Origin of the sequence: Azospirillum cavernae (assembly GCF_003590795.1) — a bacterium.
Classification (GTDB): Bacteria; Pseudomonadota; Alphaproteobacteria; order Azospirillales; family Azospirillaceae; genus Azospirillum; species Azospirillum cavernae.
This window is the reverse complement of the sequence record NZ_QYUL01000002.1, coordinates 1,028,716-1,054,179: the sequence shown is the minus strand read 5'-3', so window position 1 is coordinate 1,054,179 and position 25,464 is coordinate 1,028,716. Positions and strand designations below refer to the sequence as shown.

At 62.7% G+C, this 25,464-nt stretch carries 29 protein-coding genes; 23 read left to right on the top strand and 6 right to left on the bottom strand.

The window, feature by feature from the left end:
* Positions 1-78 precede the first annotated feature (78 nt).
* The 5 genes from D3877_RS16335 to D3877_RS29470 form a co-directional block, all read right to left on the bottom strand.
* Positions 79-855 carry an enoyl-CoA hydratase gene (locus D3877_RS16335; RefSeq protein ID WP_119831782.1) on the bottom strand — a complete coding sequence of 259 codons (777 nt, stop codon included), beginning with the start codon at positions 853-855 and terminating at the stop codon, positions 79-81.
* A 123-nt stretch (positions 856-978) separates the two neighbouring features.
* Entirely contained in the window at positions 979-1,266 is a 288-nt protein-coding gene (locus D3877_RS16330; RefSeq protein ID WP_238474922.1) for a hypothetical protein, read from the bottom strand.
* Positions 1,267-1,429: 163 nt separating this feature from the next.
* Complete coding sequence (gene mutM, locus D3877_RS16325) at positions 1,430-2,272, bottom strand: bifunctional DNA-formamidopyrimidine glycosylase/DNA-(apurinic or apyrimidinic site) lyase (protein ID WP_119831780.1); 843 nt, start codon at positions 2,270-2,272, stop codon at positions 1,430-1,432.
* 211 nt (positions 2,273-2,483) lie between these two features.
* Positions 2,484-3,995, bottom strand: coding sequence for a helix-hairpin-helix domain-containing protein (locus D3877_RS29475; protein WP_147395208.1), 1,512 nt, complete (start codon positions 3,993-3,995; stop codon positions 2,484-2,486).
* Positions 3,992-4,741 carry a hypothetical protein gene (locus D3877_RS29470; RefSeq protein WP_147395207.1) on the bottom strand — a complete coding sequence of 250 codons (750 nt, stop codon included), beginning with the start codon at positions 4,739-4,741 and terminating at the stop codon, positions 3,992-3,994. The genes D3877_RS29475 and D3877_RS29470 overlap by 4 nt, the downstream gene beginning before the upstream one ends.
* 259 nt (positions 4,742-5,000) lie before the next feature.
* Here D3877_RS29470 and D3877_RS16310 point away from each other — a divergent pair, with 259 nt between their 5' ends.
* From D3877_RS16310 to D3877_RS16290, 6 genes are all read left to right on the top strand, one after another.
* The gene (locus tag D3877_RS16310; protein WP_238474921.1) at positions 5,001-5,789 is read left to right on the top strand and encodes a class I SAM-dependent methyltransferase; all 789 of its coding nucleotides are present in this window, start codon (positions 5,001-5,003) and stop codon (positions 5,787-5,789) included.
* A gap of 5 nt (positions 5,790-5,794) precedes the next feature.
* Positions 5,795-7,333, top strand: a complete 1,539-nt coding sequence (ubiB, locus tag D3877_RS16305) for a 2-polyprenylphenol 6-hydroxylase (protein WP_119831776.1) — start codon at positions 5,795-5,797, stop codon at positions 7,331-7,333.
* Between the two features lie 326 nt (positions 7,334-7,659).
* Positions 7,660-8,631 (top strand): DMT family transporter, encoded by a 972-nt coding sequence (locus D3877_RS16300; protein ID WP_238474920.1) that lies wholly within the window; start codon positions 7,660-7,662, stop codon positions 8,629-8,631.
* Positions 8,632-8,788: 157 nt separating this feature from the next.
* On the top strand, positions 8,789-9,550 hold the full coding sequence (locus tag D3877_RS16295; RefSeq protein ID WP_119831775.1) for an SDR family NAD(P)-dependent oxidoreductase: 762 nt from the start codon (positions 8,789-8,791) through the stop codon (positions 9,548-9,550).
* A gap of 175 nt (positions 9,551-9,725) precedes the next feature.
* Entirely contained in the window at positions 9,726-10,049 is a 324-nt protein-coding gene (locus D3877_RS29465; RefSeq protein WP_147395206.1) for a helix-turn-helix domain-containing protein, read from the top strand.
* Between the two features lie 183 nt (positions 10,050-10,232).
* The gene (locus D3877_RS16290; protein WP_119831774.1) at positions 10,233-10,535 is read left to right on the top strand and encodes a helix-turn-helix transcriptional regulator; all 303 of its coding nucleotides are present in this window, start codon (positions 10,233-10,235) and stop codon (positions 10,533-10,535) included.
* A 225-nt stretch (positions 10,536-10,760) separates the two neighbouring features.
* On the opposite strand, the gene D3877_RS29460 is transcribed toward D3877_RS16290, so the two are convergent.
* The gene (locus tag D3877_RS29460) at positions 10,761-11,246 is read right to left on the bottom strand and encodes a hypothetical protein (RefSeq protein WP_147395205.1); all 486 of its coding nucleotides are present in this window, start codon (positions 11,244-11,246) and stop codon (positions 10,761-10,763) included.
* Between D3877_RS29460 and D3877_RS16285 the strand changes: the two genes are divergently transcribed.
* From D3877_RS16285 to D3877_RS16210, 17 genes are all read left to right on the top strand, one after another.
* Entirely contained in the window at positions 11,245-12,054 is an 810-nt protein-coding gene (locus D3877_RS16285) for a phage regulatory protein/antirepressor Ant (RefSeq protein WP_119831773.1), read from the top strand. The two genes, D3877_RS29460 and D3877_RS16285, sit on opposite strands and share 2 nt — an antisense overlap.
* Positions 12,051-12,317 carry a hypothetical protein gene (locus D3877_RS16280; protein ID WP_119831772.1) on the top strand — a complete coding sequence of 89 codons (267 nt, stop codon included), beginning with the start codon at positions 12,051-12,053 and terminating at the stop codon, positions 12,315-12,317. The genes D3877_RS16285 and D3877_RS16280 overlap by 4 nt, the downstream gene beginning before the upstream one ends.
* A gap of 209 nt (positions 12,318-12,526) precedes the next feature.
* Positions 12,527-12,883, top strand: a complete 357-nt coding sequence (locus D3877_RS16275) for a DUF968 domain-containing protein (protein WP_119831771.1) — start codon at positions 12,527-12,529, stop codon at positions 12,881-12,883.
* Positions 12,880-14,013 carry a nucleoside triphosphate pyrophosphohydrolase family protein gene (locus D3877_RS16270; RefSeq protein ID WP_119831770.1) on the top strand — a complete coding sequence of 378 codons (1,134 nt, stop codon included), beginning with the start codon at positions 12,880-12,882 and terminating at the stop codon, positions 14,011-14,013. Before D3877_RS16275 ends, D3877_RS16270 begins: the two co-directional genes overlap by 4 nt.
* On the top strand, positions 14,013-14,180 hold the full coding sequence (locus tag D3877_RS29890) for a hypothetical protein (protein WP_158599929.1): 168 nt from the start codon (positions 14,013-14,015) through the stop codon (positions 14,178-14,180). Before D3877_RS16270 ends, D3877_RS29890 begins: the two co-directional genes overlap by 1 nt.
* 3 nt (positions 14,181-14,183) lie before the next feature.
* Positions 14,184-16,028: a DNA polymerase III subunit beta gene (locus tag D3877_RS16265; RefSeq protein WP_119831769.1), complete on the top strand. Its 1,845-nt coding sequence runs from the start codon at positions 14,184-14,186 to the stop codon at positions 16,026-16,028.
* A 3-nt stretch (positions 16,029-16,031) separates the two neighbouring features.
* Positions 16,032-17,609, top strand: coding sequence for a DNA cytosine methyltransferase (locus tag D3877_RS16260; protein WP_119831768.1), 1,578 nt, complete (start codon positions 16,032-16,034; stop codon positions 17,607-17,609).
* Positions 17,609-17,866 (top strand): hypothetical protein, encoded by a 258-nt coding sequence (locus D3877_RS16255; RefSeq protein ID WP_119831767.1) that lies wholly within the window; start codon positions 17,609-17,611, stop codon positions 17,864-17,866. Before D3877_RS16260 ends, D3877_RS16255 begins: the two co-directional genes overlap by 1 nt.
* Positions 17,863-19,296, top strand: a complete 1,434-nt coding sequence (locus D3877_RS16250) for a helicase-related protein (protein WP_199720827.1) — start codon at positions 17,863-17,865, stop codon at positions 19,294-19,296. The genes D3877_RS16255 and D3877_RS16250 overlap by 4 nt, the downstream gene beginning before the upstream one ends.
* 19 nt (positions 19,297-19,315) lie before the next feature.
* Positions 19,316-19,930 (top strand): hypothetical protein, encoded by a 615-nt coding sequence (locus tag D3877_RS16245; protein WP_119831766.1) that lies wholly within the window; start codon positions 19,316-19,318, stop codon positions 19,928-19,930.
* Positions 19,923-21,008: a phage antirepressor gene (locus D3877_RS16240; RefSeq protein WP_158599928.1), complete on the top strand. Its 1,086-nt coding sequence runs from the start codon at positions 19,923-19,925 to the stop codon at positions 21,006-21,008. Before D3877_RS16245 ends, D3877_RS16240 begins: the two co-directional genes overlap by 8 nt.
* A 47-nt stretch (positions 21,009-21,055) precedes the next feature.
* The gene (locus D3877_RS16235; RefSeq protein WP_119831764.1) at positions 21,056-22,084 is read left to right on the top strand and encodes a DNA-methyltransferase; all 1,029 of its coding nucleotides are present in this window, start codon (positions 21,056-21,058) and stop codon (positions 22,082-22,084) included.
* Complete coding sequence (locus D3877_RS16230) at positions 22,078-22,353, top strand: hypothetical protein (protein WP_119831763.1); 276 nt, start codon at positions 22,078-22,080, stop codon at positions 22,351-22,353. Before D3877_RS16235 ends, D3877_RS16230 begins: the two co-directional genes overlap by 7 nt.
* An 11-nt stretch (positions 22,354-22,364) precedes the next feature.
* Complete coding sequence (locus tag D3877_RS16225) at positions 22,365-23,591, top strand: hypothetical protein (protein ID WP_119831762.1); 1,227 nt, start codon at positions 22,365-22,367, stop codon at positions 23,589-23,591.
* Complete coding sequence (locus D3877_RS16220) at positions 23,588-23,872, top strand: DUF2312 domain-containing protein (protein ID WP_238474919.1); 285 nt, start codon at positions 23,588-23,590, stop codon at positions 23,870-23,872. Before D3877_RS16225 ends, D3877_RS16220 begins: the two co-directional genes overlap by 4 nt.
* A complete protein-coding gene (locus D3877_RS16215) occupies positions 23,869-24,162 on the top strand; it encodes a helix-turn-helix domain-containing protein (RefSeq protein WP_119831761.1) in 294 nt (97 codons plus the stop codon). Before D3877_RS16220 ends, D3877_RS16215 begins: the two co-directional genes overlap by 4 nt.
* Positions 24,159-25,433, top strand: a complete 1,275-nt coding sequence (locus D3877_RS16210) for a hypothetical protein (protein ID WP_119831760.1) — start codon at positions 24,159-24,161, stop codon at positions 25,431-25,433. The genes D3877_RS16215 and D3877_RS16210 overlap by 4 nt, the downstream gene beginning before the upstream one ends.
* Positions 25,434-25,464: the final 31 nt, after the last annotated feature.

Here is a 25,464-nt window from a genome sequence, read left to right as displayed (position 1 = left end):
ATCAGAATGCAGCGAAACAACATCATGATGGAAACAGCGCCATCCCCCGCAAGATGCGGGGGATGGCGACCAGATGAATCAGCGATTCTTCCAGACCGGCTGGCGCTTTTCGGCGAAAGCGGCCATGCCTTCCTTCTGATCTTCGCTGGCGAAGGTCGAATGGAAGACGCGGCGTTCGAAATGCACGCCTTCGGCCAGCGTGGTTTCATAGGCGGCGTTGACCGCCTCCTTGGCCATGGCGACGATGGGCTGCGACAGGGTGGCGATCTTGGTGGCGACCTTCACCGCTTCCTCGACCAGCTCCGCCGCCGGAACGACGCGGCTGACCAGCCCCGAACGCTCGGCTTCCGTCGCGTCGATCATGCGGCCGGTCAGGACCATTTCCATGGCCTTGGACTTGCCGACGAAACGGGTCAGGCGCTGGGTGCCGCCGGCGCCCGGAATGGTGCCGATGGTGATTTCCGGCTGGCCGAACTTGGCGGTGTCGGCGGCCAGGATGAAATCGGCCATCATGGCCAACTCGCACCCGCCGCCCAGCGCGAAGCCCGCGACCGCCGCGATGGTCGGCTTGCGGCACTTGGCCAGACGCTCCCACTTCGCGGTGATGAAGTTGGAGTTGTAGACGTCCATATAGGAGAAGCCCGCCATCTCCTTGATGTCGGCGCCGGCGGCGAACGCGCGCTCCGACCCGGTGATGACGATGGCGCCGATGGCGGCGTCGGCCTCGAACGCGTCGAGCGCCTGGCCCAGCTCCGTCACCAACTGGTCGCACAGCGCGTTCAGCGCCTTGGGACGGTTCAGGGTGACGAGGCCGACGGGGCCACGGGTCTCAACGAGGATGGTTTCATACGACATGGTTGCAGCAATCTCCCGATCGGGCGGGGTCGGCCTTGCCGCCCCGCGTGTGGTGTGCGTCCGGTTTCTTTGTTTTTGTTGTGTGTTTGGTCTCTGCCCCGCCCTGCCCTGTTTTCCCGCGCCTCAACGCGGGGTCAGGGTGAAGCGCACCGTCGTTTTGTCCGATGGCGCGCCGGTGGCGACGAAATCCAGCCGCAGCCCCTCGCCCTCGCGGACAAAGCTGCGTTCGGCAGCGCGGCGCCAGCCCAGTTGCGGCAGGGTCTGGTCGTAAAAGGCCAGAACCGCGCCGCGCGGCACCATCCCCGACAGCACCGCCTGGACGATCCGCCCGTCGGGTTTGTCGAAGACCAGCGGTTCGGCGTCCACCGGGTCGAGTCCCGGCATCGCCGGAACATCAGCCAGACCGGGCACGAACGGCGAGGCCGCTGACGCGCTGGGCGACGCCGCTGACGCGGAAGCCGGAATGAAGGGAAAAGCGAGGCTCCCCAGGCCCGCGACTGCGGGGCCGGCAAGGAGGAGGGCGCCGAGCGTCGCCCGAAGCGTGGCCGAGAAAGCCGTCATACCCCCAGGTATATCAGCGTTGGCGCGCCGCACAATAGAAAGTCGAGCGCCCCGACTGTACAATCCGCTGAACGCCGCCGGTCGCCGCGACGTCGCAGGTGCAGCCGGGGCAAGGCTGGCCCGCCCGGTCATACACCGCGAACTGGTGCTGGAAATAGCCAAGCTCGCCCGACGCCTGCCGGTAATCGCGCAAGGACGAGCCGCCCGCCTCGATGGCGCGGCCCAGAACCTCGCGAATCGCGGCGGCCAGCCGGTCGGCCTTGGCCCCGCTGATGGTGGCGGCGCTGCGCGTCGGGCTGAGCCGGGCCAGGAACAGCGCCTCCGACACATAGATGTTGCCCAGCCCGGCGACGACGCTCTGATCGAGCAGCGCCGCCTTGATCGGCGTCATTTTCCCCGCCAGCCGTTCGGCCAGCGCCGGGCCGGAGAAGGCGTTGCCCAACGGCTCCGGCCCCAGGGCGCGCAGCATCGGATGATCGGCCAGCCCGTCCGCCGTCGTCAGATCCATCAGGCCGAAGCGGCGGGCGTCGTTGAAGGTGACGGTGGTTCCCGTCTCCACCTCGAACACCACATGATCGTGCTTGCCCGGCGACTCGGGCCGCTCCGGCGCGATCAGCATCCGCCCCGACATGCCGAGATGGACGATCAGGACGGTCCCGTCATCCAACCCCATCAAGATATACTTCGCCCGCCGCCGCACCGATTCGACCCGCCGCCCGGTCAGGCGCGCGACGAAATCCGCCGGAAAGGGCGTGCGCAGGTTCGGCCGGTTCTGATCGACGCGGACCAGAACCCGCCCTTCGAGATGCGGGGCAAGGCCCCGGCAGACGGTTTCAACTTCAGGAAGCTCAGGCATGGGCGTCAGGGTGGGGGGAAGGGGGACGGAAGGCAAGGGGGATGATCTGGAGTAATCTAATTTGCTAAGCCCTGAAACCCTACTCTAGCCAAAACAGAATACCTCACTGGTTTATACCTTTCCGTAAGCGCCAAATATTATTTTCATACACAAGAAATACAACGCCAGTAAGCACAGATATTTCCTGCTTGACTTTCAATACCCTCCGAAATCACATCCATATTGCCTGATAAACAACATCTCGAATTCTTTTTATTGTAATGGGCCCAATATTTTTTATTCTATAAAGCCTATCATCCGACACATCAGCAAGATCTCCAACAGTAATAATCCCAGCACCCTCAAGCTTTTCTATCATAGATGAAGTAAGCCCATAAGGGTAAGCTAGGGATTTTGAGAGAACTTTGACTGGCCTTCCCAAAATCGCCAATCCGTCTTCGTCGGGAAGCGCGGGCAATTTAATTCCATTAAATGCTTGTCCCGATGAGTGCAATTCCGCAGGTTCAAGAGCTCCACCGATCCATTCTTCGATCATCTCAAATGTTAGCCGCTTTGAAGGGATGCAATCAAGAATGTTGCACAAATTAACCGCAAACACCGGCCCGCGACCGCCGGATTTCATTGCGCGAGACGCCTCTCTCCGAGCAACAAATCCAAGATACTCCAATATCTCGAAGATCTTACTATACTGCGCAACAATATGCCTATGTATAAGAACACGATCCTGCGCAATAAGAGTAGAACGATTACGGTCCTTAACCGGCTTGCACGCATGCTCAACGATTATCTCCACCACATCGCGAGCAGGCTCGATAAGGGGCTCATAGACTCCCAGCTTTGGCGCCACTTCTTCCATAAGAGGCCAATAATAATCTGTAGCCATATCTAAAATACACTTAGTTAGTTCAGGTATACCAATGCGGTCCATTTCTTCAAATCGATTACATGCAAGTATAAAACCTCGAAGATTTCCAACAACAGCCCTGCCAAGAAGATTTGCAAATTGTTGAGGAGATAGACGATCCGAAAAAGTCGAACGTTCCGCCAATTTCGGATATCTAGCCTGAACAACGTCAGGGAAAAAGTTTGAAAAACTTGAGACATCAGAACGACCTATATCAACGACGGTAGAGTCATTGAAAACATCAAATCTTATACCAAACTTTGTAACCCCAGGGTAAATTGATGCTTTACAAGCCGTAAGATTGCTTGAAAGCGTTCTGAATAAATCAAAGAAAACCTCAAGAGGCTTCTCTCTACCGATATGTGCGGCATCGTCAAAAAGAAGGACAATTCGCTTCCCAATATCTTGGGAAAGCCGCGTCAATCCCAACTGTATAGAAACCTGATCAGATGTTATGCCAAAATCACAATCTAAATTCCTTTCTTCAATTTCCTTTTTTATTGCTCCAGAAAGAAGAATACAAAAATGACCTATGTACTCCTGACCATCTGACCGCAAAAGAGGGAGATATCTCAAGCTTACGTAAACCGGAAATGTGCTTTCTCCGCCCCGCATCCTCCGGTATGCCTCCAGAAGAAGAGCACTTTTACCGCTTCCGCGGCCACCACGAATCAATACTGGACCATGAGCGCTAAGCTTACGGATAATAGCATCATCGTAAGATGAAAAGCTGTGAAACTGCGCAAATCGCTCTGGCGGACATTCCTCAGCGGCAAGAATCAACCCCGAGTCCGCTTCATCATCTTGCTGAAAGGTCACGGGACATCCTTTCTAAAAGAGAGGTAGGCATTTACCGCTTCTTCCGGCGAAAGGGAAGCATAAGCAGTGGGTATAAAATGAGAAACTAATCCTAAATGCCCAACAAGAAGACATGTATCCCTAATAGCAGTCTTAATAGTCTCCTCATCAAATATAAGAGCGCTTGAAAAAAATTCCCAATGCACCCCTTTAGATAGAGTAGAATAAAGCTGAGAGCTTTTACCCTTAACAGAGTTTATATAATCCTCTGAGTCTAATTGAAGCAAATCAGCAACTGAGGGATTCCCGCTGTAAGGAGCAATAAAATCAAGCATCTTGTCTACAGCTGGCTTCCAATATATGTGGTCAACGTGGCGAGAAAATAAAGCCCTGCTTATTTTTGGTATATCGTGATCTACATGCCACAAATTTTGCGAATTTTTCTCGTCAGGAATTACATCACCAGCCCATGAGAACGCAGATTTTGCTCGCTTCCCATATTCATATTCTGGCTGCGCCTGAAATTCACTCAAATACAAAATACGGAAAGTATCTAAACGACCAACCAATGCTGCCGATGCATTCTCGAGGAGCACACGAGCACAAAAGGGGCCGAAGCTCAGCATATCCTCGGAAGCATCTTCTGCAAGAAATTTGATCGCCCTAGCTGAGAAATTATTAATTGAAATAGATAGTTGCCCTAGTGCATTTTTGGCAATCCCTTCCGTTCTATCATGCCCGCAAAGTAAACATCCGATATCACCCATCTCGCCCAAGCCTCCGGCAATCCGGCTCGCTTTGAGCCGATCGGTAGTATTACCTTTTAGCTAAAGCAATCTGGCGATGTCAAACATCTGATTCATGCCACTCGTACCCTTCAATCACGTATGGGTTTAAAAATGACTTTTTGGTTATTTAATTAGCTCGCAATCAAAAGATTCATGCCCTTCCCCTCCCCAAACCGCCGCACCCGCCGCGCAATCCGCCCGCTGGCATCGCTTCGCGCGCCGCGCTATGGTCCCGGTCATGAGCGACACGCCCCCCCATCCGACCGCATCCGTTCCTGGCCCCGTCTCCGGTTCCGAAGGCGAGTGGTTTGGTTTCAAGCCCGTGGATCCCGACGCCAAGTCGGGACTCGTCCGCGCCGTCTTCGGCAGCGTGGCGACCAACTATGATCTGATGAATGATCTGATGTCGGGCGGCATTCATCGGCTGTGGAAAGACACGCTGATGGAGATGGTCGCGCCCAAACCGGGGATGACCCTGCTGGACGTGGCGGGCGGCACCGGGGACATCGCGTTCCGCTTTCTCAACCGTGGCGGCGGGGCCGCCATCGTCTGCGACATCACCGAGGCGATGGTCCGCGTCGGGCGCGACCGCGCGATTGACCGCAACATCCTGTCCGGGGTGAATTGGACGGTCGGCGACGCGGAAAAGCTGCCCATCGCGTCGCGGTCAGTCGACGCCTACACCATCGCCTTTGGCCTGCGCAACGTCACCCGGATCGACGCGGCGCTGGCGGAGGCGCGGCGGGTGCTGAGGCCCGGCGGCAAATTCTATTGCCTGGAGTTCAGCCACGTCGTGCTGCCGGTGCTGCGCGAGCTGTACGACCTCTATTCCTTCCAGGTGCTGCCGAAGATCGGGCGCATCGTCGCCAAGGACGAGGACAGCTACCGCTACCTCGCCGAAAGCATCCGGCGCTTTCCGGCGCAAGAGGATCTGGCGCGGCGAATCGCGGCGGCGGGCTTTGGCGCGGTGCGCGTGCGCAATCTGACGGGCGGGATCGCCGCCATCCATTCCGGCTGGCGGATCTGACCGACGTGTTCCGAATTCTGCGCAATCTGCTGCGTCTGGCGGTGATCGGCCGCACGGCGGCCCGTTACGACGCCCTGCCCGCCAGCCTGCTGGCCACCGCCCCCGGCCTGTCCTGGCTGTGGCGGTTGATCGCCCGGCGCGGCGTGCCGGGACGCGACGGCCAACGTCTGGCCCGCGCCCTGGCCGAGCTGGGGCCGACCTACATCAAGCTGGGGCAATTGCTGTCCACCCGCTCCGATCTGGTGGGCGAGCGGATGGCGGTCGATCTGGCCGAGTTGCAGGACAAGCTGCCGCCCTTCCCCGGTCGCGACGCCCGCGCCATCATCGAGACGGAGTTCGGGCAACCGCTGGCGGCGCTGTACGCCAGCTTTGACGACAAGCCGGTCGCCGCCGCGTCCATCGCGCAGGTGCATTTCGCCGTCACCGCCACCGGGCAGGAGGTCGCCGTCAAGGTGCTGCGCCCCGGCATCGAGGCGGCGTTCGAGCGCGACATCGACCTGTTTTACTGGCTGGCCGCGCTGGCCGAAGCGGTGCTGCCGAGGCTGAAGCGGCTGCGCCTGCGCGAGGTGGTGGACACCTTCGCCCGCACCTCCCGCCTGGAAATGGATCTGCGGATGGAGGCCGCCGCCGCGTCGGAGCTGGGCGGCAACTTCACCGACGATCCGACCTTCAACGTTCCGGCCATCGACTGGGACCGCACCGGCGGGCGCGTGCTGACGCTGGAGCGGATTCGCGGCTTCAAGGTGGACGAGGCGGCGCGGATTGAGGCGGCGGGCTTCAACCGCGACGACATACTCGCCATGGCCTCGGCCAGCTTCTTCAACCAGGTGTTCCGCGACGGGTTTTTCCACGCCGACCTTCACCCCGGCAACTTGTTCATCAACGAACAGGGCACCATCACCGCCGTGGATTTCGGCATCATGGGGCGGTTGGATCAAGCGACGCGCTATTATCTGGCCGACATGCTGATCGGCTTTCTGACCGGCGATTACCGCCGCGTCGCCATCGTGCATTTCGAGGCGGGCTATGTCCCCCGCCACCAATCCATCGAGATCTTCACGCAAGCCTGCCGCGCCATCGGCGAGCCGTTGCAGAACAAGCCGTTGAGCGACATTTCGGTCGGGCGGCTGCTGGCCCAGCTCTTCGCCGTGACCGAACAGTTCGAGATGGAAACCCAGCCGCAATTGCTGCTGCTGCAAAAAAGCATGCTGACCGCCGAGGGTGTCGGGCGGCTGCTGAACCCCACCATCAACATGTGGGAGTTGGCCCGCCCGTTGATCGAGCAATGGATGCGCGAGAATCGCGGGCCGGAGGCGCAGATCGTCGAGGATGTCGGCGCCGCCCTGTCCACCATCCGCCGCCTGCCCGCCCTGGTCCGCGAGGCCGAACGCGTGACCGCCGACATGGCGACCGGCGGCCTGCGCCTGCACCCGCAGACGGTGCGCCAGATGCTGCAAGGCTGGGACCGCCGACGCCGCAGCGACCGCCTCGCTCTGTGGGTGATCGCCGGGCTGCTGGCGGTGATCGTTCTGAAGATTATCTGAAAAGCATCAAGCGCATGATCCGCCGCGTTTTTTCCAAGCGCGGCGGATCATTCTGCGCGACGACGGCAAGCGCGCCCAAATGGATGCCGCGCCCCGGCAAGAGAAACGGCAGTCCCGGTTGTCGCTCGAAGACGATATACTCACGTATGCATCCGGGAAATTGCTTCGATCTCGCAGCTTTTTAGGATATAGCCATTAGGATAGAACAATCAAAAGGGTTGTTCTTGACTTGCGAAAACTGGAATGCGCGCGAATGATGATGGTTCATTGACGCCATTGTCCGCCCGGGCGATGGCCTCACCCGCCAACACCGGGGGCGTGCCGTCATGCCAACCACTCAGTCCCCCCCGCTGGTGACGCCAGCCACCGCCCTGCCCCGCATGGTGGAGCCGGTGGCCTGGATGCTGGCGGCGGCCCTGCTGTTCGCCGCTGGAAACGCCACCGTCCGCCATGTGGCGATGAGCGTGCCGTCGCTGGAAATCGTCTTCATCCGCAATCTGGTCTCCGTCGCCTTCATGCTGCCCTGGATGCTGACCAGCGGCGCCGCGCCCTGCCGCGCCGTGATCGCGGGCGGGCGGCTCGGCCTGTTCGCGTCACGGGCGGCGATCACCGTCACCGCGATGATGGCCTGGTATTACAGCCTTGCCCACATCCCGCTGCCCACCGCCACGGCGATCAGCTTCACCACGCCGCTGTTCGCCACGCTTGGCGCCGCCCTGTTTCTGCACGAGCGTGTTCAGGCCCGGCGCTGGGGGGCGGTGTTCGTCGGTTTGGCTGGGGTGCTGATCGTGCTGCGCCCGGATGGCGGGCAAATCGACGGCGCTTTCGCCATTTTGATGCTGCATTGCGCCGCCGCCGCCGCCGCCCTGCTGTTGACCCGTGGGTTGACCCAGACCGACAGCATTCCGGTCGTTGTCGTCTATATCAGCCTGTTTTCCGCGCCAATGGCGGGGCTTCCGGCTTTGGTCGCGCCATCCCTGTTTGTTTGGATCTGGCCGACCTGGACCGAAATGGGATGGTTGCTGCTGCTCGGCGGCCTCCTGACCTTGGCCCAATTGACGATGACGCGGGCGCTGTCGCTGGCCCCGGCCTCGGCGATGATGCCCTATGATTACGCCCGGCTGCCCTTCAGCGCGCTGATCGCCTGGATCGCCTTTGGCGACATGATGGATCTGTGGGGCTGGGTCGGCGCGGCGGTGATCGCCGGATCGGCGCTCTACACCATGCACCGCGACGTCGCGCAATCCCGCATGTTGCGGGCGGGAAACGACCCGGAACCAAGCCGACGCGCGGCCTAGGCAAGCGTGTTCGATCCTCCCAACCGCATACGACGTCAATGTTTTGCCACGCGCACCGTTAACCATACGGTACAGTTTGGTCCGGCGCGCGCCTCTGCTATAACGGCGCTCATCCCATGGCCGGTCGCACGGCCCAATCGCGTCAGGAGGAAACAGCATGAACATCGCCGGTCTGTCCGCCATCGTCACCGGGGGCGGTTCGGGCATGGGGGCGGCGACCGCCCGCCATCTCGCCGCGCTGGGCGCCAAGGTCACGGTGCTGGACGTCAACAAGGACGCCGTCGAGCAGACCGCGCGGGAGATCGGCGGGCTGGGGCTGGTCTGCGACGTCACCGACAGCGAGTCGGCGGAGCGCGCGTTCGAGGCGGCCCGCGCCGCCCACGGCCCGGCCCGCATCGCCATCAACTGCGCGGGCGTCGCGCCGGCCCAGCGCATCGTCGGGCGCGACGGCGCCATGCCGCTCGACTCCTTCCGCAAGGTGATCGAGGTCAATCTGATCGGCAGCTTCAACATTCTGCGTCTGGCCGCCGCCGACATGGCCAAGCTGGATCTTCTGGAATCGGGGGAGCGCGGCGTCATCATCAACACCGCCTCGGTCGCCGCCTATGAAGGGCAGATCGGGCAAGCCGCCTACGCCGCGTCGAAGGGCGGCATCGTCGCCCTGACCATCTGCGCCGCCCGCGATCTGGCGCGCAGCGCCGTGCGCGTGATGACCATCGCCCCCGGCTTGATCGGCACGCCGATGCTGCTGGGCATGCCGCAAGAGGTGCAGGACAGCCTCGCCGCCACCGTTCCCTTCCCCAAGCGTTTTGGCCGCCCCGACGAATACGCCCGCCTGGTCCAGCATATTCTGGAGAATGAAATGCTGAACGGCGACGTCATCCGCTTGGACGGCGCGATCCGTATGGCCCCGCAATAACTTATCGTCTATGTTTCCATCGTGAAGCGGCTGTAACTTGGGCCGCTTCATTCTTTTGGGTAACAGTTGGGTAACAGACTGTAACTCACTTGCGCTTGTGACGCAGTGTTATACGGTGTTATTTCTGTCCAATCGAAAAACGGCTGGTTCCGTTATGGCATGGATGGGGATGGCAATGTTTGACGCTGAACAAAATACATTTAATTATGATTTTGGAATTAGACTCGAAGCTGCACGAATGGCATTGCGACTTTCTCCAAATGAAATGTGTGAACTTCTCGACTGCGCCAGAAGCACATACACTCAGTACATTAGAGGAAATACCATGATTACCCCATACAGACTTTCACCTCTTTATAAATGCGGCGTTTCGTCTGATTATTTATTTTTTGGCGATAAAAGAAATCTATCAAATACCGTGGCCATGTCTATCGAGGGCGCGGAAGTGGTGGCAAAATCTGAGCGCGAGAAGCCGGAGAACCGTGGGCGCAGGACGTAAACCGCAAGCGAGCGACTTCCTGGCGCTAACTCGCCGAACCCCAGGCTCCTGGCTGGAGCGTAGTGATTTTTCACTCTGACTGAAAATCATCCTTGACGGTTTTCAGTCAGAGTGAAATTATGCCCGCATAACGTGACGGCACCTCAAGCCACACGAACCGCAACCACCTAGCGGGCGGGCAAAATGACCAGTCGCATCCTGCGCTTTCCTGAAGTGCGGAGCCGCATCGGCGGATACAGCCGAATGCACGTTGACCGCCTCGAAAAGGCGGGAAATTTCCCCAAGCGCATTCAGATCGGCGGCAACGCTGTGGGTTGGGATGAATCCGAAATCGAGGACTGGATCAAGTCGCGAAAGGACGCTCGACATCAGCCGTCGGTCGTCAGCCTTGATTCTGATGCCAACAATTCTCCGGCCGCCCCCGCATCCCAATCCCCCCGCAAGCGCGGACGCCCTCCTGGCGTTGCGCATCACCCAGCTCCGTAAGGTGATGGGTATCTCCAACCCCAACGACAGAGAGGAACCAATGGGCAAGCCGATACAGCCCGACCGACTGCCGAAGTCGGGACGGATTGAGCCGGGAACGCCACTGCCAAAGGCGCCGCCCGCCCCCCGCTACCGGCGGAACATGAGGGTGCGGCAAGCGCGGGCCTCAGTGGCCGCCACCATGGCCCAGACCAGCAGTCGTGAAAAGGGCCGGGATATTGGGGGCTAGGAGCGCCAGCGACTCAACACCTGAATGACTCGTCCAGCTTGGTCTCTATCGAGTTTTGGTAAATTTTCTAGCGCGGCGTTTAGAACCTCAGTCATTGATCCTGGATATGTGGCATCTGAATCGCGCTCCAAGAAGCGACCGAGCGCAAACAAGAAATGAGAAAGGGCAATCACTTCACCGCGAAGCTCCATACGGTAGTCTTGTTCGTAATCAATCGTTTGTTTTGCTGCCTCTACTTCTTGTTCGAGATTTGAGTGTGACGCCTGAAGGGCGTCAAATCTAGACGACAGCGCTTTAATGGTTGCTTCCAACTCAGAAATACGATCTTCGATATACCGATTTTCCACCACCACCTCCATGGCTTGAACCAAGCGGAATGGTAGCTGGGGTGATCGCGAAAGTCGAATTTCTGTTCGCTGATTGAGCAACCACAACCCAAGCCGTGCCATCACCGCTGGCGCGAACAGGAGAGGTTTGTCCATGATAAACAGCGCTACCGCCACCTCAACCGGACCGGAGAGCGATCCGCTTCCCGTCGTGTTCGAGCGTGACGGCAAGGTGTTTGCCAACAGCCGTGACGTGTCGGCGTTCTTCGGGAAGCGAAACGCCGACGTTAACCGGGCGATCCGCGATCTGATCGCCGACCTTCCGCCGGAACATGCTCAACGCAATTTTGCACCGAATGAAATCAAAGACTTAACTGGACCTTCGGTTTCCGATTACGACATGACCCGCGACGGCTTCACGTTGTTGGCGATGGGTTTTACCGGGTCCAAGGCGCTGACCTTCAAGCTGCGCTACATCGACCAGTTCAACGCCATGGAATCGGCACTGAAGAGCCGGGCTGCGGGTTTCGCCATCCCCGGCACCCTTTCCGAAGCGCTGCGTCTGGCGGCAGATCAAGCCGACACCATCGAAAAGCAGAAATTGCAGATCGAAGCCGCCAAGCCGGTGGTGGATGCCTTCGACCGGATCGCAAACGCCGATGGCACCATGTGCCCGACGGACGCAGCGAAGGCGTTGCAGGTCCGGCCCAAGGTTCTGTTCGACTTCATGCGCGCCAACAAATGGACCTACTGCCGCCCCGGCAAGCCGGGCGACATCGGCTATCAGGACAAAATCCAAAACGGATACCTCGTCCACAAGGTGACGACGGTTCAGCGCCCGGACGGATCGGACAAAACGACCGAGCGCGTCCACGTCACCCCAAAGGGTTTGGCCCGCCTCGCCATGATGGTTCCCGGCGCCAAGGGGATCAACGGCAACCATCCGGGTGGAGGTCTCCAGTGACCGACCGGATCATCCGTAACATGGGCGCCGCATCCCTGCTGATCGAGCGCGATCCGCGCCCTGGTCGAGCGTTCGTCAGCGTCGCAGACGTCGGGACTGACCGCTGCCGCTACATGACGAGCGTGACGCACAGCGCGGCTGTGACGTTGGGATTCGAGGCGGCGGAACAGCACTTCGGCTGCCCCACCAAGGCGGTCGAGTGGCTTGACCAACGCAGCGCGGACCTGGCCACACCCATTCAACCGCCACAACTGGCGGCCTGAGTTTCGCGGGTTCGCCCGCGTCCACCAGCCCGAGAGGGCGTTTTCTCCCAGCCTTGCCGCCGGGCCTTTCCCCCAAGACCCGGCGGCACCTTTCCAAGCCCCTTACCCACACCGTGGGTGGGGCCACAGGGCGTTGCGGACGCAAGCAGCGATCCGCCGGAAAGCCGCACGCCCGATAGAGCGCGGCGCATCCATCGGAGACCGCCGCCATGCCTCTCCCCGCCCGCCGAAAGCGCGAGAGCGCCGAGACCGGACGCGACAAGCGCGCCCGCTCCCCCGCCCACCTGTCCTTTGTCCGTGGTCACGAATGCTCTGTGTCCGGCTGCAAGGGCGTGCCGATCGAGGTCGCCCACGTCCGCGTCGGCACCGATGGCGGGACCGGACTGAAGCCGTCCGACAACTGGACCATCAGCCTGTGCCGCGAGCATCACCAGGAACAGCACGCCATTGGCGAACCGGCCTTCGAGGTCCGTCACCGGATCAACATGAAGGCGCTCGCCGCCGAGTTCGCCGCCGCGTCACCAGCCTGGAAGCGTCACCTCAAGAAGATGGAGGCGCAGCGGTGATCCAGCTCCCAACCACCCAGCCCGCTCCGGCGGTCATCAATTACAAGACCGTCGCGGCGCGCCTCGTCATCACCCCCAGCCAACCCGCCATCACGCTGGACGGCGTGGCCATCGGCACGCTCAAGCGTGAGATGGACGAGACCCGCCAAGTCTGGGCCGCGACGTTGACGGACGTCATCGGCCACCGTGGCGGCTATTTCAAGAACGGCTCCCTGGTCGATCTCACCCGGGCCGTCACCAACAAAGTGGTCGACATCCTGCGCCGCCACAACCCGGACGCCGATTGGGGTGTCCTGCACCTGGAGGCTACGCCCGGCGAGCTGGTCGAGATCGCCGACGCTCGCCGCCGCGTCTTGCGCTTCCCGCACGGCCTTCGCTACGCGCAACGGGCTTGCCCGGCTGGTCGGAAGGTGGTGATCCGAAATCCGCTCGCGCGCGGTCGCGGCCATCTGGTGTTTGAGGGGGCGGTCGAGGGTGTGCGCAGGGTTTCGCGCGCGCAGGCCCTTGCCGCTGATCGGCTTCTCGAATACCGCCATCCGAACGCCAAGCATTTTTCCGAGGTGACGTTCAACCTGCTGCCTGCCGTGTTGGCGCCGGAGGTCAAGGCTCAGGCGCCCGCCGCCCCGCCGCAAGGGGAGACGCAGGCCTCCATTATGGAATGGAAGCGCGCGACCTTTGGCGTCAGCACGCCCATGCGCCAGATGGCGCGCGCCGTGGAGGAGGCGGCCGAGTTGTTCCGCGCCGTCACCAGCGGGGCCGACCCGTCACGGGTCTCCGTCGAGGCTGCCGACGTCGCCCTGATCCTGGCTGACATCGGCGAGCTGTTGGGGGTTGCCGACTGGCTGGCCGATGGCCGTCAGACATGCATCAGCCAGCCCGAGCGGTTGGTCGCCTTCGTCGTGACCCAGCTTGGGTGTCTAGCCCGCGAGGTCGCGGAAATTGATCCGGAGCGGGGAGAAGACGGGCTGCGTGTCCCGCGCTCCATCCTCCAATCAATCATCGGCGCCCTTCAGGAACTGGTCGAGTTTGGGGATCTGAAGGGGGCCATTGACGCCAAGATGGCGGTCAACCGGGCGCGTGTTTGGAGCCTGGACGGGACCGGCCATGGTTATCACCGGAGCGCCGCCTGATGCCAGCCCGGATCATCCGGCGCTGCGTCGCGCGCCTTGCCGCCGCTTTCGCCGCCCCCGCCGACGTCGCCACCCGTCGCCTGCGCGTCTGCCTCCATGACGACGCCCGCGCCCACCTGCTGGCCGCCATCAAGCGCCCGCCGGTTGCGTGCAAAAGCGGAGGGTGAGCGATGCGCATCCCCGCAACCTGCGTCACAGATGCCCCACTCTACGCCGGGCTGATCGGCCCCGGCGGCTTGCTGGCGTCAACCACGCTCCCGCTCTCCAAAGGCGCGATGGTGGTGGAGGTTGTCGCCCGCCCGATAGACCTTCCATATGGCGCTTTTGCCCGGCTCGTCCGCGACCGGATCGACCCGATGTGGGGCGCACAAGATGCCGATCCAGAGGGCTATTGGGTCTTCGCGGATGAGGTGGAGCGGTTGGGCCAGCCCACCGAAATTGAAGACCTGATCTCCAGCGCCTTCAAGCCGGATTCGGCGTCCCACCGCGTCGCCCGCGCCATCTACGACGAGCCTCAGCACGGGACTTGTGGTCGTCCGCTTGGCCGGACGCTCGACACGCTCGCCGAGTTGGCGGGGTCAGATCCTGACTTTGACGACTTTTACGCTGACGACGAAGACGGCGATGGCGACGGAGAGACCGATGGATCGGCTCCCGTCAACGACGTCGCCGCCATCGCCGACGCGGTCAAACAGACCCCGTCCGCGCCGTCTTCCGAACCCACGAACGTCACCCCAATCCCCCCCACCCAACCGCCCGCCGCCCCGGCGCAGCCCCAGAGCGCGCCACCGCAGGCCATCCCCAAGGGCAACACGCTCATGCAGTTCACCATCGACAAGGGGCCGTTCCTCTCGGCGTTGAAGCGCGTCGTCGCGCTCGCCGCCAAGAAATCGGCAATCCCCATTCTGGAATGCGTCCTGCTGGACGTCTCCGACACCGTCCTGGCCTTGTCCGCCTCGGACATGGCGGTAGATGTGCGTGTGACGATGCCGATCAGCATCGGAGCGCAGCCCGGTAGACTTGCCGTTCCTGGCGCCGCCTTGGCGACCGCCATCGACGCTCTGCCGGACGGCGCGCAGATCACGTTGGAGGCGGTTGGCGCGACCGCCGACGGCGTCCGTCTCCGCATCCTCTGCGGCAAAACCCGCTTCCACCTTCCGACACGCTACGCGGAGGATTTTCCGGTCTTCGCCCCAGCCGATGGCGCAGAAATGACCATCCCGGCCTCCGCGCTCAAGCAGGCGATTGACCGGGTTGTTGGGACCATGTGCACGGACGACACCAAGCCAAACCTGATGGGCATGGCCGTCCACGCCCTCCCTGAAGGGGTGCGGGTCGTGACCAGCAACGTGAAAGCCTTGTCCCGCGCCGACCTGAACGTCTCGACGGGCGCCGAGAATTTCGTGGCGCTGTTCGGCAACCGTGATGGGTTCCCCGGCGTTCTGATCCCCTCCGCCTCGGTCGCCGCGCTGCGCCGCCTACTGGATGTCGTTGGTGATGAGATCGAGGCGCGTCTCGTGATCGGTCAGCGCCGCGCCACCTTTGACCTGTTTCCATTCAGCTTCGGAACCACGCTTTCCGCTGTCGCGTTCGCCCCTTATGAGCGGGTGATCTCCCACGCTTTGGGGATTGCCAACAAGCGGATGACCATTCCGCGCGGCGACTTCCTGGCCTCGATCCGTCGCGTCCGCTCCATGGCTGACGACAAAGACCGCGCTCTCGCTCTGACCATCACCGCCGAGGGCGTTCGGGTCGAAACGGCTGAGCGGGGCAGCGCCGACGCCGTCGACGTTCTGGAAACGGACACGGGGTTCACCTTCGGAAGCGCCAGCATTGGGTTTTCGTCGAAATACTTGGTCCCGGCGGTCGAGGCCCTGAACGCCAGCTCCCTGTCTTGCGAAATGGGCAGCCCGGACGCCCCGACCTTCTGGCGCGCCGCGCAGGAGGAGGACATCAACGCCGCCGAACACCTGATCGTGGTCATGCCCTACCGGCTGTCGAAGGCGGAGGGCTGATCCATGGACCCGATCACCTACGGGACTGTGTGTTCTGGCATCGAAGCGCCATCCGTCGCCTGGGAAGGGCTTGGCTGGGCGCCGACCTTCTTCAGCGAGATTGAGGCGTTCCCGCGCCAAGTCCTCCAGCAACGTCAGCGGGCGGTCAACGCCAACCAATCCGGCGCGGCGACCTTGGGTGTCCCGCTTTGGGGCGACTTCACCGCCATGCGCATGCGCTTTTTCCGCCGGTTGGGCATTCGACTGCCGGACATCCTGTGCGGCGGAACCCCCTGCCAAGCCTTCAGCCTGGCCGGTTTGCGTCAGTCCCTCGACGACGCGCGCGGCAACCTGACTTTGGAGTATGTGAGGCTTGCCAATGCCATCGACAGCGAGCGGTTCCGGTTTGGAAAGCCCGGCCTCGTCATCCTCTGGGAAAACGTCCCCGGCGTCCTCAACACCAAGGACAACGCCTTCGGCTGTTTCCTCGCGGGGCTTGTGGGCGCGGATACCCCCCTCGTTCCGCCACCGGGACTCCGCTGGACCGACGCGGGTCTGGTTGCTGGACCCCGTCGAAATGCGGCGTGGCGCATCCTGGATTCCCAATATTTCGGCTTGGCCCAACGACGCCGCCGTGTGTTCGTTGTCTGCTGTCCTGTGGACGGGCCAGATCCCTCGGAAATACTTCCTGAGCAGGAGGGCCTGCGACGGGATCATCCGCCGCGCCGAGAAGCGGCGGCGCGAGTTACCCAAGCCCTTACGCGAAGCCTTGGAAATGGCGGCCCCGACGACAACCGAGCGCAGGCCAACCACTGCATAGAAGCAGCCCTTGCTTTTGGCGGCAACAACACCTCCGGCCCAATCGACGTTGCAACCGCCCTGAACGCCTCACACACCGCCAGTGGTCGCCTGGATTTCGAGACCGAGACCTTCGTCTGTCAGCCAGCCTATCCAATCCTGGAGGTCGGCGCCCGCACCGGAGCCTCAACCTCTGACCCAAGGGCCGGGATTGGGATCGGGGATGACGGCGACCCGATGTTCACGCTTCAGGCTGGTAAGCAGCATGGCGTCGTCACCGCTTACCGCACCGCTGGCGATGGGGCCGTCTACGAGGAAGGCAACGTCACCGCCCCTCTGACCACCGGGACGGACGCCTGCGCTTCCGTTGTCGCCTTCTCCTGCAAAGATCATGGCGGCGACGCGTCGGACGTTGCTCCAACCCTCCGGGCTATGGGGCATGACGCCAGCCACATGAACGGCGGAGGTCAAGTTGCTGTCGCCGTGAGCCTTCGCGGTCGGGAGGGTGGCGGAAGCGCCGAGCTGGGCGGCGACGTGATGCCCGCGCTTCGTTGTGGCGGGGGAGGGGGTGACAAACCCCACGCGATGATGGCCTCCGGCGTCCGGCGCCTCATGCCCGTCGAGTGCGAGCGTCTCCAGGGCTTCACTGACGACTACACCGCCATCCTGGTTCGTGGCGAGATCGCCGCTGATTCGCCGCGCTACAAGGCGCTGGGCAACAGCATGTCGGTCCCGGTCATGGCCTGGATCGGTCGGCGCATTGATCGGGCCATCCGCGCCCATCGGATGGGGAGCGCCGCCTGATGCGCCACACCCACCCCAATCCGCTCCGCACCGAAGCTGAAGCGCATCACCGCCGGGGCGCGAAGTCGATGTCCGAAGACGTCGCCCAGGCGCTGGCCTCTGGGTTTCCGGTGCGCGTCATCACCGCCGAGGATGTGCGGGACAACGCCCCGCCCACCGCTTGGGCAAAGAGCATCCGCACCCGCGCACGGCGTGGCGCCGAAGCCGCCGCCGCGCGGAAGCGCGAAGCGGCACGCAGAGAGGCGGCGCGGTCATGAGCAACGCCCCCTCATACGCCGACGTCCTGGCCCGCAAGCTGATCTCCGCCCCCGCGCGTGGCCTCGACAGCATTCCCCCCCTGTCGTCCAGCTTGTTCGGCTATCAGCGCGACACGGTCGAATTCCTCCTGCGCATCGGCTGTGGCGCTGGCTTTCTGGACACCGGCCTCGGCAAGACCCGCATCGAGCTGGAGTATGGCCGGATCATGGCCGAACACACCGGCAAGCCCGTTCTGCTGTTCGCCCCGCTTGCCGTTGGACACCAGCACGTCGCCGAAGCGCGGGACATGGGGCTGGACGATGTCCGGGTGATCCGGAGCCAGGACGATGTCCGGCCGGGCGTCAACATCGTCAACTACGAGCGCCTTCACCTTTTCCAGCCGGAGACCTTCGGCGCTCTGGTGTTGGATGAATCGTCGATCCTGAAGAGCTTCAGCGGCGTCACCACCCGCAAGCTGATGGCCTTCGGTTCGGTCATCCCCTACCGCGCCTGCTTCTCCGCCACCCCGGCGCCGAACGACCACACCGAGTTGGGCCAGCACTGCCAGTTTCTGGGGGTGATGGACTCGGTGGAAATGCTGACCCGCTGGTTCATCAACGACCAGAAGCACATGGGCCGGTATCGGCTGAAGCGCTTCGCCGTCGAGGATTTCTGGAGCTGGGTCGGCACCTGGGCGCGCTGCATCTCCAAGCCCTCGGACCTCGGGTACAGCGACGCCGGGTTCGAGATGCCGGAGCTGGTGACGGTCAACCACACCGTTCGCGCCGATCTGACCCAAGGGGCCGGTGAGGATCGTGATGGCCAGATGCAGCTCCTGCGCCTGCCCGGCACATCCGCGACTGAATTGCACAAGGAAAAGCGCCTGACGGTCGAGGCCCGCGCCCGGCTGATCGCCGACGTGGTGATGGCCGAACCCGATGAGCCGTGGGTGATCTGGTGCGACACCGATTACGAGGAAGAGGCGCTGACAGCCCTCATCCCGGACTCGGTCGCCGTGCGCGGGTCAATGAAGCCAGATCTGAAGGAGGAGCGCCTCCTCCGGTTCGGTCGCGGTCAAATCCGTCGGCTCGTCACCAAGCCGTCCATCGCCGGTTACGGTCTGAACTGGCAGCACTGCGCCCGCACCGCCTTCGTCGGTCGCAGCTACAGCTACGAGGATTATTACCAAGCCATCCGCCGTTTCTGGCGGTTCGGCCAAAAGCGCCCGGTCCACGTTCACACGGCCGAGGCTGACACCGAAGCCCACGCATCCGCCGCGATCGCCCGCAAGGAAGCCGACCACATCGCCATGAAGCGCGAGATGGCCGCCGCCATGTCCCGCATCGGCCAGCCGCGCGGCGTGAAGCTCACCTACGCCCCCACCATCGCGCCCGCCCTGCCGTCCTGGCTGTCCGGCGTCGCGCCCACCCACACCGCTGAAGCGCCCTGAGCGCCGGGAGGCCGTTATCATGATTCTCAAGAAGGGCAAGCCCCTGTTGGCCTACGAGGCCCACGATGGCGATGAGGGATGGTGCGTGGTTTTTGCCACCAGCAACGCCCCCGCTCGCCGGATGGCGGCCAACGAGATGGATTGCGATTGGAGCGGTGTCGAGTTCTGCCGCCGCGCGAAGTCCTTGGATCAATACGCCCCCGGCCCCGTGCCGACCAAGGCGCTGATCGGGAATGGATGGCAATTCGAATGCTGCGGCTGCCTTCGTCGGGTGAACGGCGAGACCGCCCAGCCCGTCTACGACGGCCAGAGTGTCTTCTGCTGCCCCTGGTGCCGCCTGGATTACATCGTGGAGCGAGGCGTGGAGAAGACCCGGTGCGCCGAGGTGGATCGGGAATGCCGCACCCTGTTTCCTGGCGGGAGCGACTTCCATGCGCGCGTCAGCCAGGAATTCCGGGGTGGACGTATCCATAGCGTCGCTGCGGTGACGTTTCGCTTCCCTGGCGGCGAGAACAGGGCGCGGTGGGAGGCTGGCGATGAGACCGTCACCCTCTGGGGCGAGGATGACCGCGCTGCGTGGAACGCGTGGCGCGAAGCCGGTTATCCGTCGGCGCGGGAGGCCACCCATGGATAACCACACCCTCACGTTCGAGGGAATCAACATCCGCGCGCTGCGGATCAACGGCGACCCATGGTTTGTGCTGGTCGACGTTTGTGTGGCGCTGGACATCAGCACCCCCGCCTCCGCCGTGGGCCGACTGAGCGCCGACGAAAAGAACTGGACCCCGATCCAGACCACCGGCGGCGTTCAGGACATGACCATCATCAACGAGATGGGCCTGTGGTCGCTCGTGATGACCAGCCGGAAACCGAGCGCCCAGCGGTTCAAGGCGTGGCTTGTGTCGGTGGCGATCCCCGCAATCCACGCCGACCAGCAGGTTGCGTCGCCCACTGCATCGGCGGTCCTGACGAATTCGTCCATGACGGTCTTCGCCTTCGAGGGCCTTGACGTTCGCATCACCGACCGCGCGGGCGATCCCTGGTTCGTGCTGGCGGATGTGTGCCGGGTGCTGGAGATCGGCAATCCGTCTGACGCCGCCAAGCGGGTGGATGACGACGAAAAGATGACCCTCGACAATACCGAGGGTCATTCCGGTCAGCGCGGCGGCGCCCAGTCCTTCACCATCATCAACGAATCCGGCCTTTACAGCCTGATCCTGACCAGCCGGAAACCGGCGGCGAAGCGCTTCAAGAAGTGGGTCACGGCGGATGTGTTGCCCACAATCCGCAAGACCGGCTCCTACGGCGCCCCGGCTCCGCAGATCGACCTGAACGATCCGACCCAGCTTCGCGCCCTGCTGCTGTCCTACTCGGCCGAAGTCGAGACGACCAAGAAGGCACTGACCGCCGCAAAGGGTGAGGCGTCAATCGCCACCGGCGCGCTGGAGCGGATCGCCGGAACTGAAGGCCTCCTCTGCCTCCGCGACGCTGCGAAGGTTTTGGGTCAACAGCCCAAGGCCTTCCGCGAATGGCTGGTTTCCAGGCGTTACGCCTACCGCCGCCCCGACTCGACCCGCCTCCTTGCCTACCAGTCCAGCATCCAAGCGAAGCTGCTCGCGCACAAGCTCCACACCTTTCCGAAACCCGACGGCACCGAGGCAGTTCCGATCAGTGATGGTGACGCGCAGGGGCATCGCCCGCTTCGCCCGTGACCTCGGCGTCGATACCGACTGGTCCGCCGTCAGCAAGGATTCCGTCCATGCATGACATTCCCCCGCTGGTCCTCGATCAGGCCAACGGCGAGGCCTGGAGCCTCTACAACGCCGATTGCGTTAGCTTCGCCCGCAACCTGCCGGACAACAGCGTCGATCTGGCGGTCTACAGCCCGCCGTTCAGCAACCTCTACGTCTACAGCGAATCCATCGCCGATCACGGCAACTGCGCCACGGACGCCGAGTTCTTCGACCACTACCGCCACCTTGTTCGTGAAAAGTTCCGCATCCTCCGCCCTGGACGTCTGACCGCCATCCACGTCAAGGATCTGGTCTACTACCAGAACAGCAGCGAGGACGGATCGGCGGGGTTGCGGGCTTTCTCCGACGGCTGCACCCGTGTCCATCTGGAGGAGGGCTTCGCCTTCCACTGCCGGATCACGATCTACCGTGATCCCGTGTTGGAGCGGGCCAAAACGAACGCCCACGGGTTGCTGTGGAAGACCTTCCAGGCCGACTCCAGCTTCTGCCGGGTTGGCATGCCCGAATACCTGATGGTCTATCGCAAATGGGCCAAGCCGGGTGAGGAAGACCTCGTTCGCCCCGTCGCTCATCCGAAGGACAAGGTTCCGCTGGCCCGATGGCAGGACCTCGCGTCCCCGATCTGGCGGACGAACGACATCGACCTGTGGCTGCCCTACGGCGATCCGCGCCGGACGCCCCATTCCCAGGTCTGGAACCTGAAGGAGCCGGGGCAGGGCGATGCTGACCTGCCCACCACCGACGTCCTGAACGTCGCCATCGCCAAGGACGAGCGGGCCGAGCGCCACCTCTGCCCCATGCCGCTGAACATCACCAAGCGCGCCCTGGAACTCTACACGAACAAGGGAGATGTCGTTTGGTCCCCTTACGCTGGCATCGGATCGGAGGGCGTCTCTTCCCTGTCCATGGGCCGCAAATTCATCGGCACCGAACTCAACCCGACCTATTTCCAGCAGGCCGCCAAGTTCCTGGCCGAAGAGGAGAAGGTCAGCGCTTACGGGTCGCTCTTCGACCTGGTGGAGGCGTCATGGTGAGCGCCGCCATCCTCACGACCGTTGATTTTCTGCCCATCCACACCGCTCCGCGCGACAGCACGGTCATTGAGCTGGCCGCCTTCGACAGCAACGGTCGCCCGGACATGGTCATTGAGATGCGCTGGCAGGCTGACGCCGAGAACGCGCTGTTCCCCGGCATCGTCGGCTTCTGGGTCACGCCCGACCACCCCGGCCCGCACTCCCTCACCTGGAACGAATCCGATCCCGCAGGCGCGCCCACGCACTGGCGCCCCGCCCGGACGAATTGAGGCATCCCGACATGACGAACACCAAACAGCCCCAGGCTACCGCCGCCTTCACCATCCCGGAAGGGCTGCACCACAACACCGCCACGCTGGTCCGCGACTTTGCCGAGGCGATGGCGAAGAAGCTCCGCGCCTCCGAGATCAAGTATGGCTGGACGGCCAACTGGATGCGCAGGGACTGGCGCGCCGAGTTGGCGGTCGAGCTGCTGCGCCACGTCCACAAGGGCGATCCCATCGACGTGGCCGCCTATGCCGCCTTCGCTTGGTTCCATGGGTGGAGCGTCGCCCCGGTCGCTGCGTCCGCCACATATGGCGGGCAGGTGGCGACCGTCATCCCCTACACGGACGAAGACGGCGGCCCCGACCACGAGATGGATAATTGGCGGATGATCGCCATCGGTCGCCCAGGCGATATCCCGGAGCATGTGCTCGACCGCATACCGGCGCTTGCCGCCGAGATCATCCGACAGCACTCCGAAGCGCAGGCGACGGAGATCGTGCGGCTAAAGGGCGCCCTCGAAGCGGATTACGACTTGGTGACGCGGGAGCTGGCCGCGCGGACGGCTGAATTCCTTGCCATGAAGGACCGCGCCACCAAGGCCGAAGCGCAGCTTGCCGATCATATCAAGGAAGATGAAGCGTGGTCCGGCGATGTGGTTCAGGCCGTCCTTGATCTTGTCGGTATCGATGACCCCGACCCCGATGGGTATTACGCCCACGATTTGAAATCGATGCTGGACGATTACGACGCCGCGTTCACTGACGTGACCGCGCTGGCGGTGGAGTTGGCGATTGAAATGACCCGCGCACGCGACGTGATGGCGGTCTTCATCGATGAACACAGCGACCCCGGCACCGACGCGATGGCTAGCCACCATTGCATGAGCGCGCTCATTCGCAAGGCTGCGACCGCCGGATTGCTGGCCCGGACGCCCACCACCCTGATCGACCGCATTCCCGCCAACCACACCCCCGGAGGCTGGAACCGCAACATCCCGCCTGCTCACAAGTATTCGGTCATCTTCGCTGGTCGGAACACCCACGTTTGCCGCCTCAGCATCAATGGTCTGTCCGACGAGGAGATCGAGGCGAACGCCAACCTGATTGCCGCCGCACCCGACCTGCTGGAGGCGCTGCAAGCCGCCGCACATCTGCTCCGCGCCGCTGGGGTGGCCGTGGATGCGGCGGACACCCAGGCGATCAACCGGGCCATTCTGCGGGCTTGTGGGGGTGCGCGATGACCGGCATGGGACACAACTCCGGTGGCGCTGGCGCGCCCGATGTCGGCGGCATTGCGGCGGACCGTCTGAAATCCTTTGTCGAGCGCATCGAGCGCCTGGAAGAGGAAAAGAAAGGTCTGCAAGAGGACGTCAAGGAGGTCTACGCCGAAGCCAAGGGCACCGGCTTCGACACCAAGATCATCCGCCAGATCATCCGTCTGCGCAAAATGGACAAGGCCGACCGGCAGGAGCAGGAAGCCCTGCTCGACCTCTACAAAGAAGCGTTGGGGATGGTGGAATGAGCGCCCTCAACGCCCCCAACCCCATGAGCGACTGGAGCCAGCTACGGAACACGCTCTTTCAGCGTCGCGAAACCTTGGGGCTGCGGCAGTCTGACGTCGCCAACCTTGCCGGGTTTGGCCTGCGCTCGTTGGAGCGTTGGGAGGCCGCGCAAGCGGAGCCGCACGCCTTCAATCTGTTCCTGTGGTGCGCCGCTCTTGGTGTTCGCCTCGTCCCCACCACCCCGGCGCTTGGGTCGAAAAACCCCGATCCGCCGCCCAGCGGGCGCGCTATCGCGCCCAAGGAGGAATGATGGCTCGCATCCGATCGTGCTTTCCGGGCCAATGGACCGATGAGGATTTCGTCGAGTGTAGCCCCCTGGCCCGCCTGCTGGCTATCGGCCTGCGCAACGAAGCCGATGACCACGGCGTCTTTGAGTGGAAGCCGCGCGCCCTGAAGATGCGGCTGCTGCCCGCCGACGACAGCGACATCAGCGATCTTCTGAGCGAGCTGTCCGCGCATCGACAGATCCTGCCCTATGAGGTCGATGGCAAGGCCTACGGGGCGATCCGCAATTTCGTCCTGTGGCAGCGCCCGAAAAAGCCGAAGGCAGTCCACCCCATTACCCCAGAGGTTCGGGATTGGGTCGGAATGAACAGGCGCTCAAAGGCAGCGCAAAACGAACTGGTTGAGGACCAGTCCGAAAGTGGTTCCGAACCGGCAATGGCTGAAACAACCGACAGTTCCGCACCAGTTCTGAACCTTGACGGAATTAATGCCACATCACGCGCCGTCAGTTCCGTACCAGTTCCCCACAGGTACGGAACTGGTACGGAATTCGCCGTTCAGAGGGAGGAGGTAGGAGGTAGGAGGGAGGAGGATATAAGCTCTAGAGTCGATGAATCATCGGCTGGCGGTAGCGCGGTCGCGGGCGGAAGCGGTCAGACCGCCGCCGCCATTGTTCAGGATTTTGGTTCTGGGGCTGTTGACGCCGTGTTCGTCATGGTCGAGATGGGCGTCGAGAACTGGTTTGACGTGACCCGAAATGAGCGATCCATCGGGGATACGCGGATCATCCGGGATTGGCTGTCCGTGGCGGAAACGGCCGGCATGACCGCCCCCGACGCCCTGGCGCTGATCGGCGACGTTGTGGACCGACAGCTCAAACGCCTGTCCGAAAAACCAAAACAGTCAGCGCCGTTCTCGCTCGCCATGCTCACGAAGGACGTCAACGGCGCCATCGCCACCGCTCGCCGTGGTCCGCCACAAGTGGCGGATGCGCCGAAGGTGACGGTAGGTGATCGCGCCCCACCACCCTTCGACACGCATTTCTCGGCGGTGCAGTGGGCCAGTTGGATCAAGCCATGCGCCATCACCAAGGCCGACCGCCGGGCTGTCATCGTGGCCCCTGCTGCACTGACCGCCGACCGGCTGCGGCAGCATCACGACCACGATCTGCGGGAATGCTTGGGGGTTGATGAGATTGATTTCCAGGTCGCCCCTCGAGTCAAACCCGCCAAAAGTGGCGGAACGTCCGCCACCATCATCCCCCATCCGGCGACCGTCGCGGAGGCCTCGAAATGAGCCGCACAAAAGTTACCGCCGCGAGGCCCGC

What these genes read in the sequence shown, in the direction of transcription:
- D3877_RS16225 (WP_119831762.1), top strand. Translation starts at nt 22,365, where the DNA reads ATGACGAACACCAAACAGCCCCAGGCTACCGCCGCCTTCACCATCCCG.
- D3877_RS29460 (WP_147395205.1), bottom strand. Translation starts at nt 11,246, where the DNA reads ATGGACAAACCTCTCCTGTTCGCGCCAGCGGTGATGGCACGGCTTGGG.
- D3877_RS16255 (WP_119831767.1), top strand. Translation starts at nt 17,609, where the DNA reads ATGCGCCACACCCACCCCAATCCGCTCCGCACCGAAGCTGAAGCGCAT.
- D3877_RS16245 (WP_119831766.1), top strand. Translation starts at nt 19,316, where the DNA reads ATGATTCTCAAGAAGGGCAAGCCCCTGTTGGCCTACGAGGCCCACGAT.
- D3877_RS16295 (WP_119831775.1), top strand. Translation starts at nt 8,789, where the DNA reads ATGAACATCGCCGGTCTGTCCGCCATCGTCACCGGGGGCGGTTCGGGC.
- D3877_RS16240 (WP_158599928.1), top strand. Translation starts at nt 19,923, where the DNA reads ATGGATAACCACACCCTCACGTTCGAGGGAATCAACATCCGCGCGCTG.
- D3877_RS16290 (WP_119831774.1), top strand. Translation starts at nt 10,233, where the DNA reads ATGACCAGTCGCATCCTGCGCTTTCCTGAAGTGCGGAGCCGCATCGGC.
- D3877_RS16265 (WP_119831769.1), top strand. Translation starts at nt 14,184, where the DNA reads ATGCGCATCCCCGCAACCTGCGTCACAGATGCCCCACTCTACGCCGGG.
- D3877_RS29890 (WP_158599929.1), top strand. Translation starts at nt 14,013, where the DNA reads ATGCCAGCCCGGATCATCCGGCGCTGCGTCGCGCGCCTTGCCGCCGCT.
- D3877_RS29470 (WP_147395207.1), bottom strand. Translation starts at nt 4,741, where the DNA reads ATGGGTGATATCGGATGTTTACTTTGCGGGCATGATAGAACGGAAGGG.
- D3877_RS16210 (WP_119831760.1), top strand. Translation starts at nt 24,159, where the DNA reads ATGATGGCTCGCATCCGATCGTGCTTTCCGGGCCAATGGACCGATGAG.
- D3877_RS16260 (WP_119831768.1), top strand. Translation starts at nt 16,032, where the DNA reads ATGGACCCGATCACCTACGGGACTGTGTGTTCTGGCATCGAAGCGCCA.
- D3877_RS16285 (WP_119831773.1), top strand. Translation starts at nt 11,245, where the DNA reads ATGATAAACAGCGCTACCGCCACCTCAACCGGACCGGAGAGCGATCCG.
- D3877_RS16220 (WP_238474919.1), top strand. Translation starts at nt 23,588, where the DNA reads ATGACCGGCATGGGACACAACTCCGGTGGCGCTGGCGCGCCCGATGTC.
- D3877_RS16335 (WP_119831782.1), bottom strand. Translation starts at nt 855, where the DNA reads ATGTCGTATGAAACCATCCTCGTTGAGACCCGTGGCCCCGTCGGCCTC.
- D3877_RS16235 (WP_119831764.1), top strand. Translation starts at nt 21,056, where the DNA reads ATGCATGACATTCCCCCGCTGGTCCTCGATCAGGCCAACGGCGAGGCC.
- D3877_RS16230 (WP_119831763.1), top strand. Translation starts at nt 22,078, where the DNA reads ATGGTGAGCGCCGCCATCCTCACGACCGTTGATTTTCTGCCCATCCAC.
- D3877_RS16215 (WP_119831761.1), top strand. Translation starts at nt 23,869, where the DNA reads ATGAGCGCCCTCAACGCCCCCAACCCCATGAGCGACTGGAGCCAGCTA.
- D3877_RS16310 (WP_238474921.1), top strand. Translation starts at nt 5,001, where the DNA reads ATGAGCGACACGCCCCCCCATCCGACCGCATCCGTTCCTGGCCCCGTC.
- D3877_RS16300 (WP_238474920.1), top strand. Translation starts at nt 7,660, where the DNA reads ATGCCAACCACTCAGTCCCCCCCGCTGGTGACGCCAGCCACCGCCCTG.
- D3877_RS16250 (WP_199720827.1), top strand. Translation starts at nt 17,863, where the DNA reads ATGAGCAACGCCCCCTCATACGCCGACGTCCTGGCCCGCAAGCTGATC.
- D3877_RS16275 (WP_119831771.1), top strand. Translation starts at nt 12,527, where the DNA reads ATGCCTCTCCCCGCCCGCCGAAAGCGCGAGAGCGCCGAGACCGGACGC.
- D3877_RS29465 (WP_147395206.1), top strand. Translation starts at nt 9,726, where the DNA reads ATGTTTGACGCTGAACAAAATACATTTAATTATGATTTTGGAATTAGA.
- mutM (WP_119831780.1), bottom strand. Translation starts at nt 2,272, where the DNA reads ATGCCTGAGCTTCCTGAAGTTGAAACCGTCTGCCGGGGCCTTGCCCCG.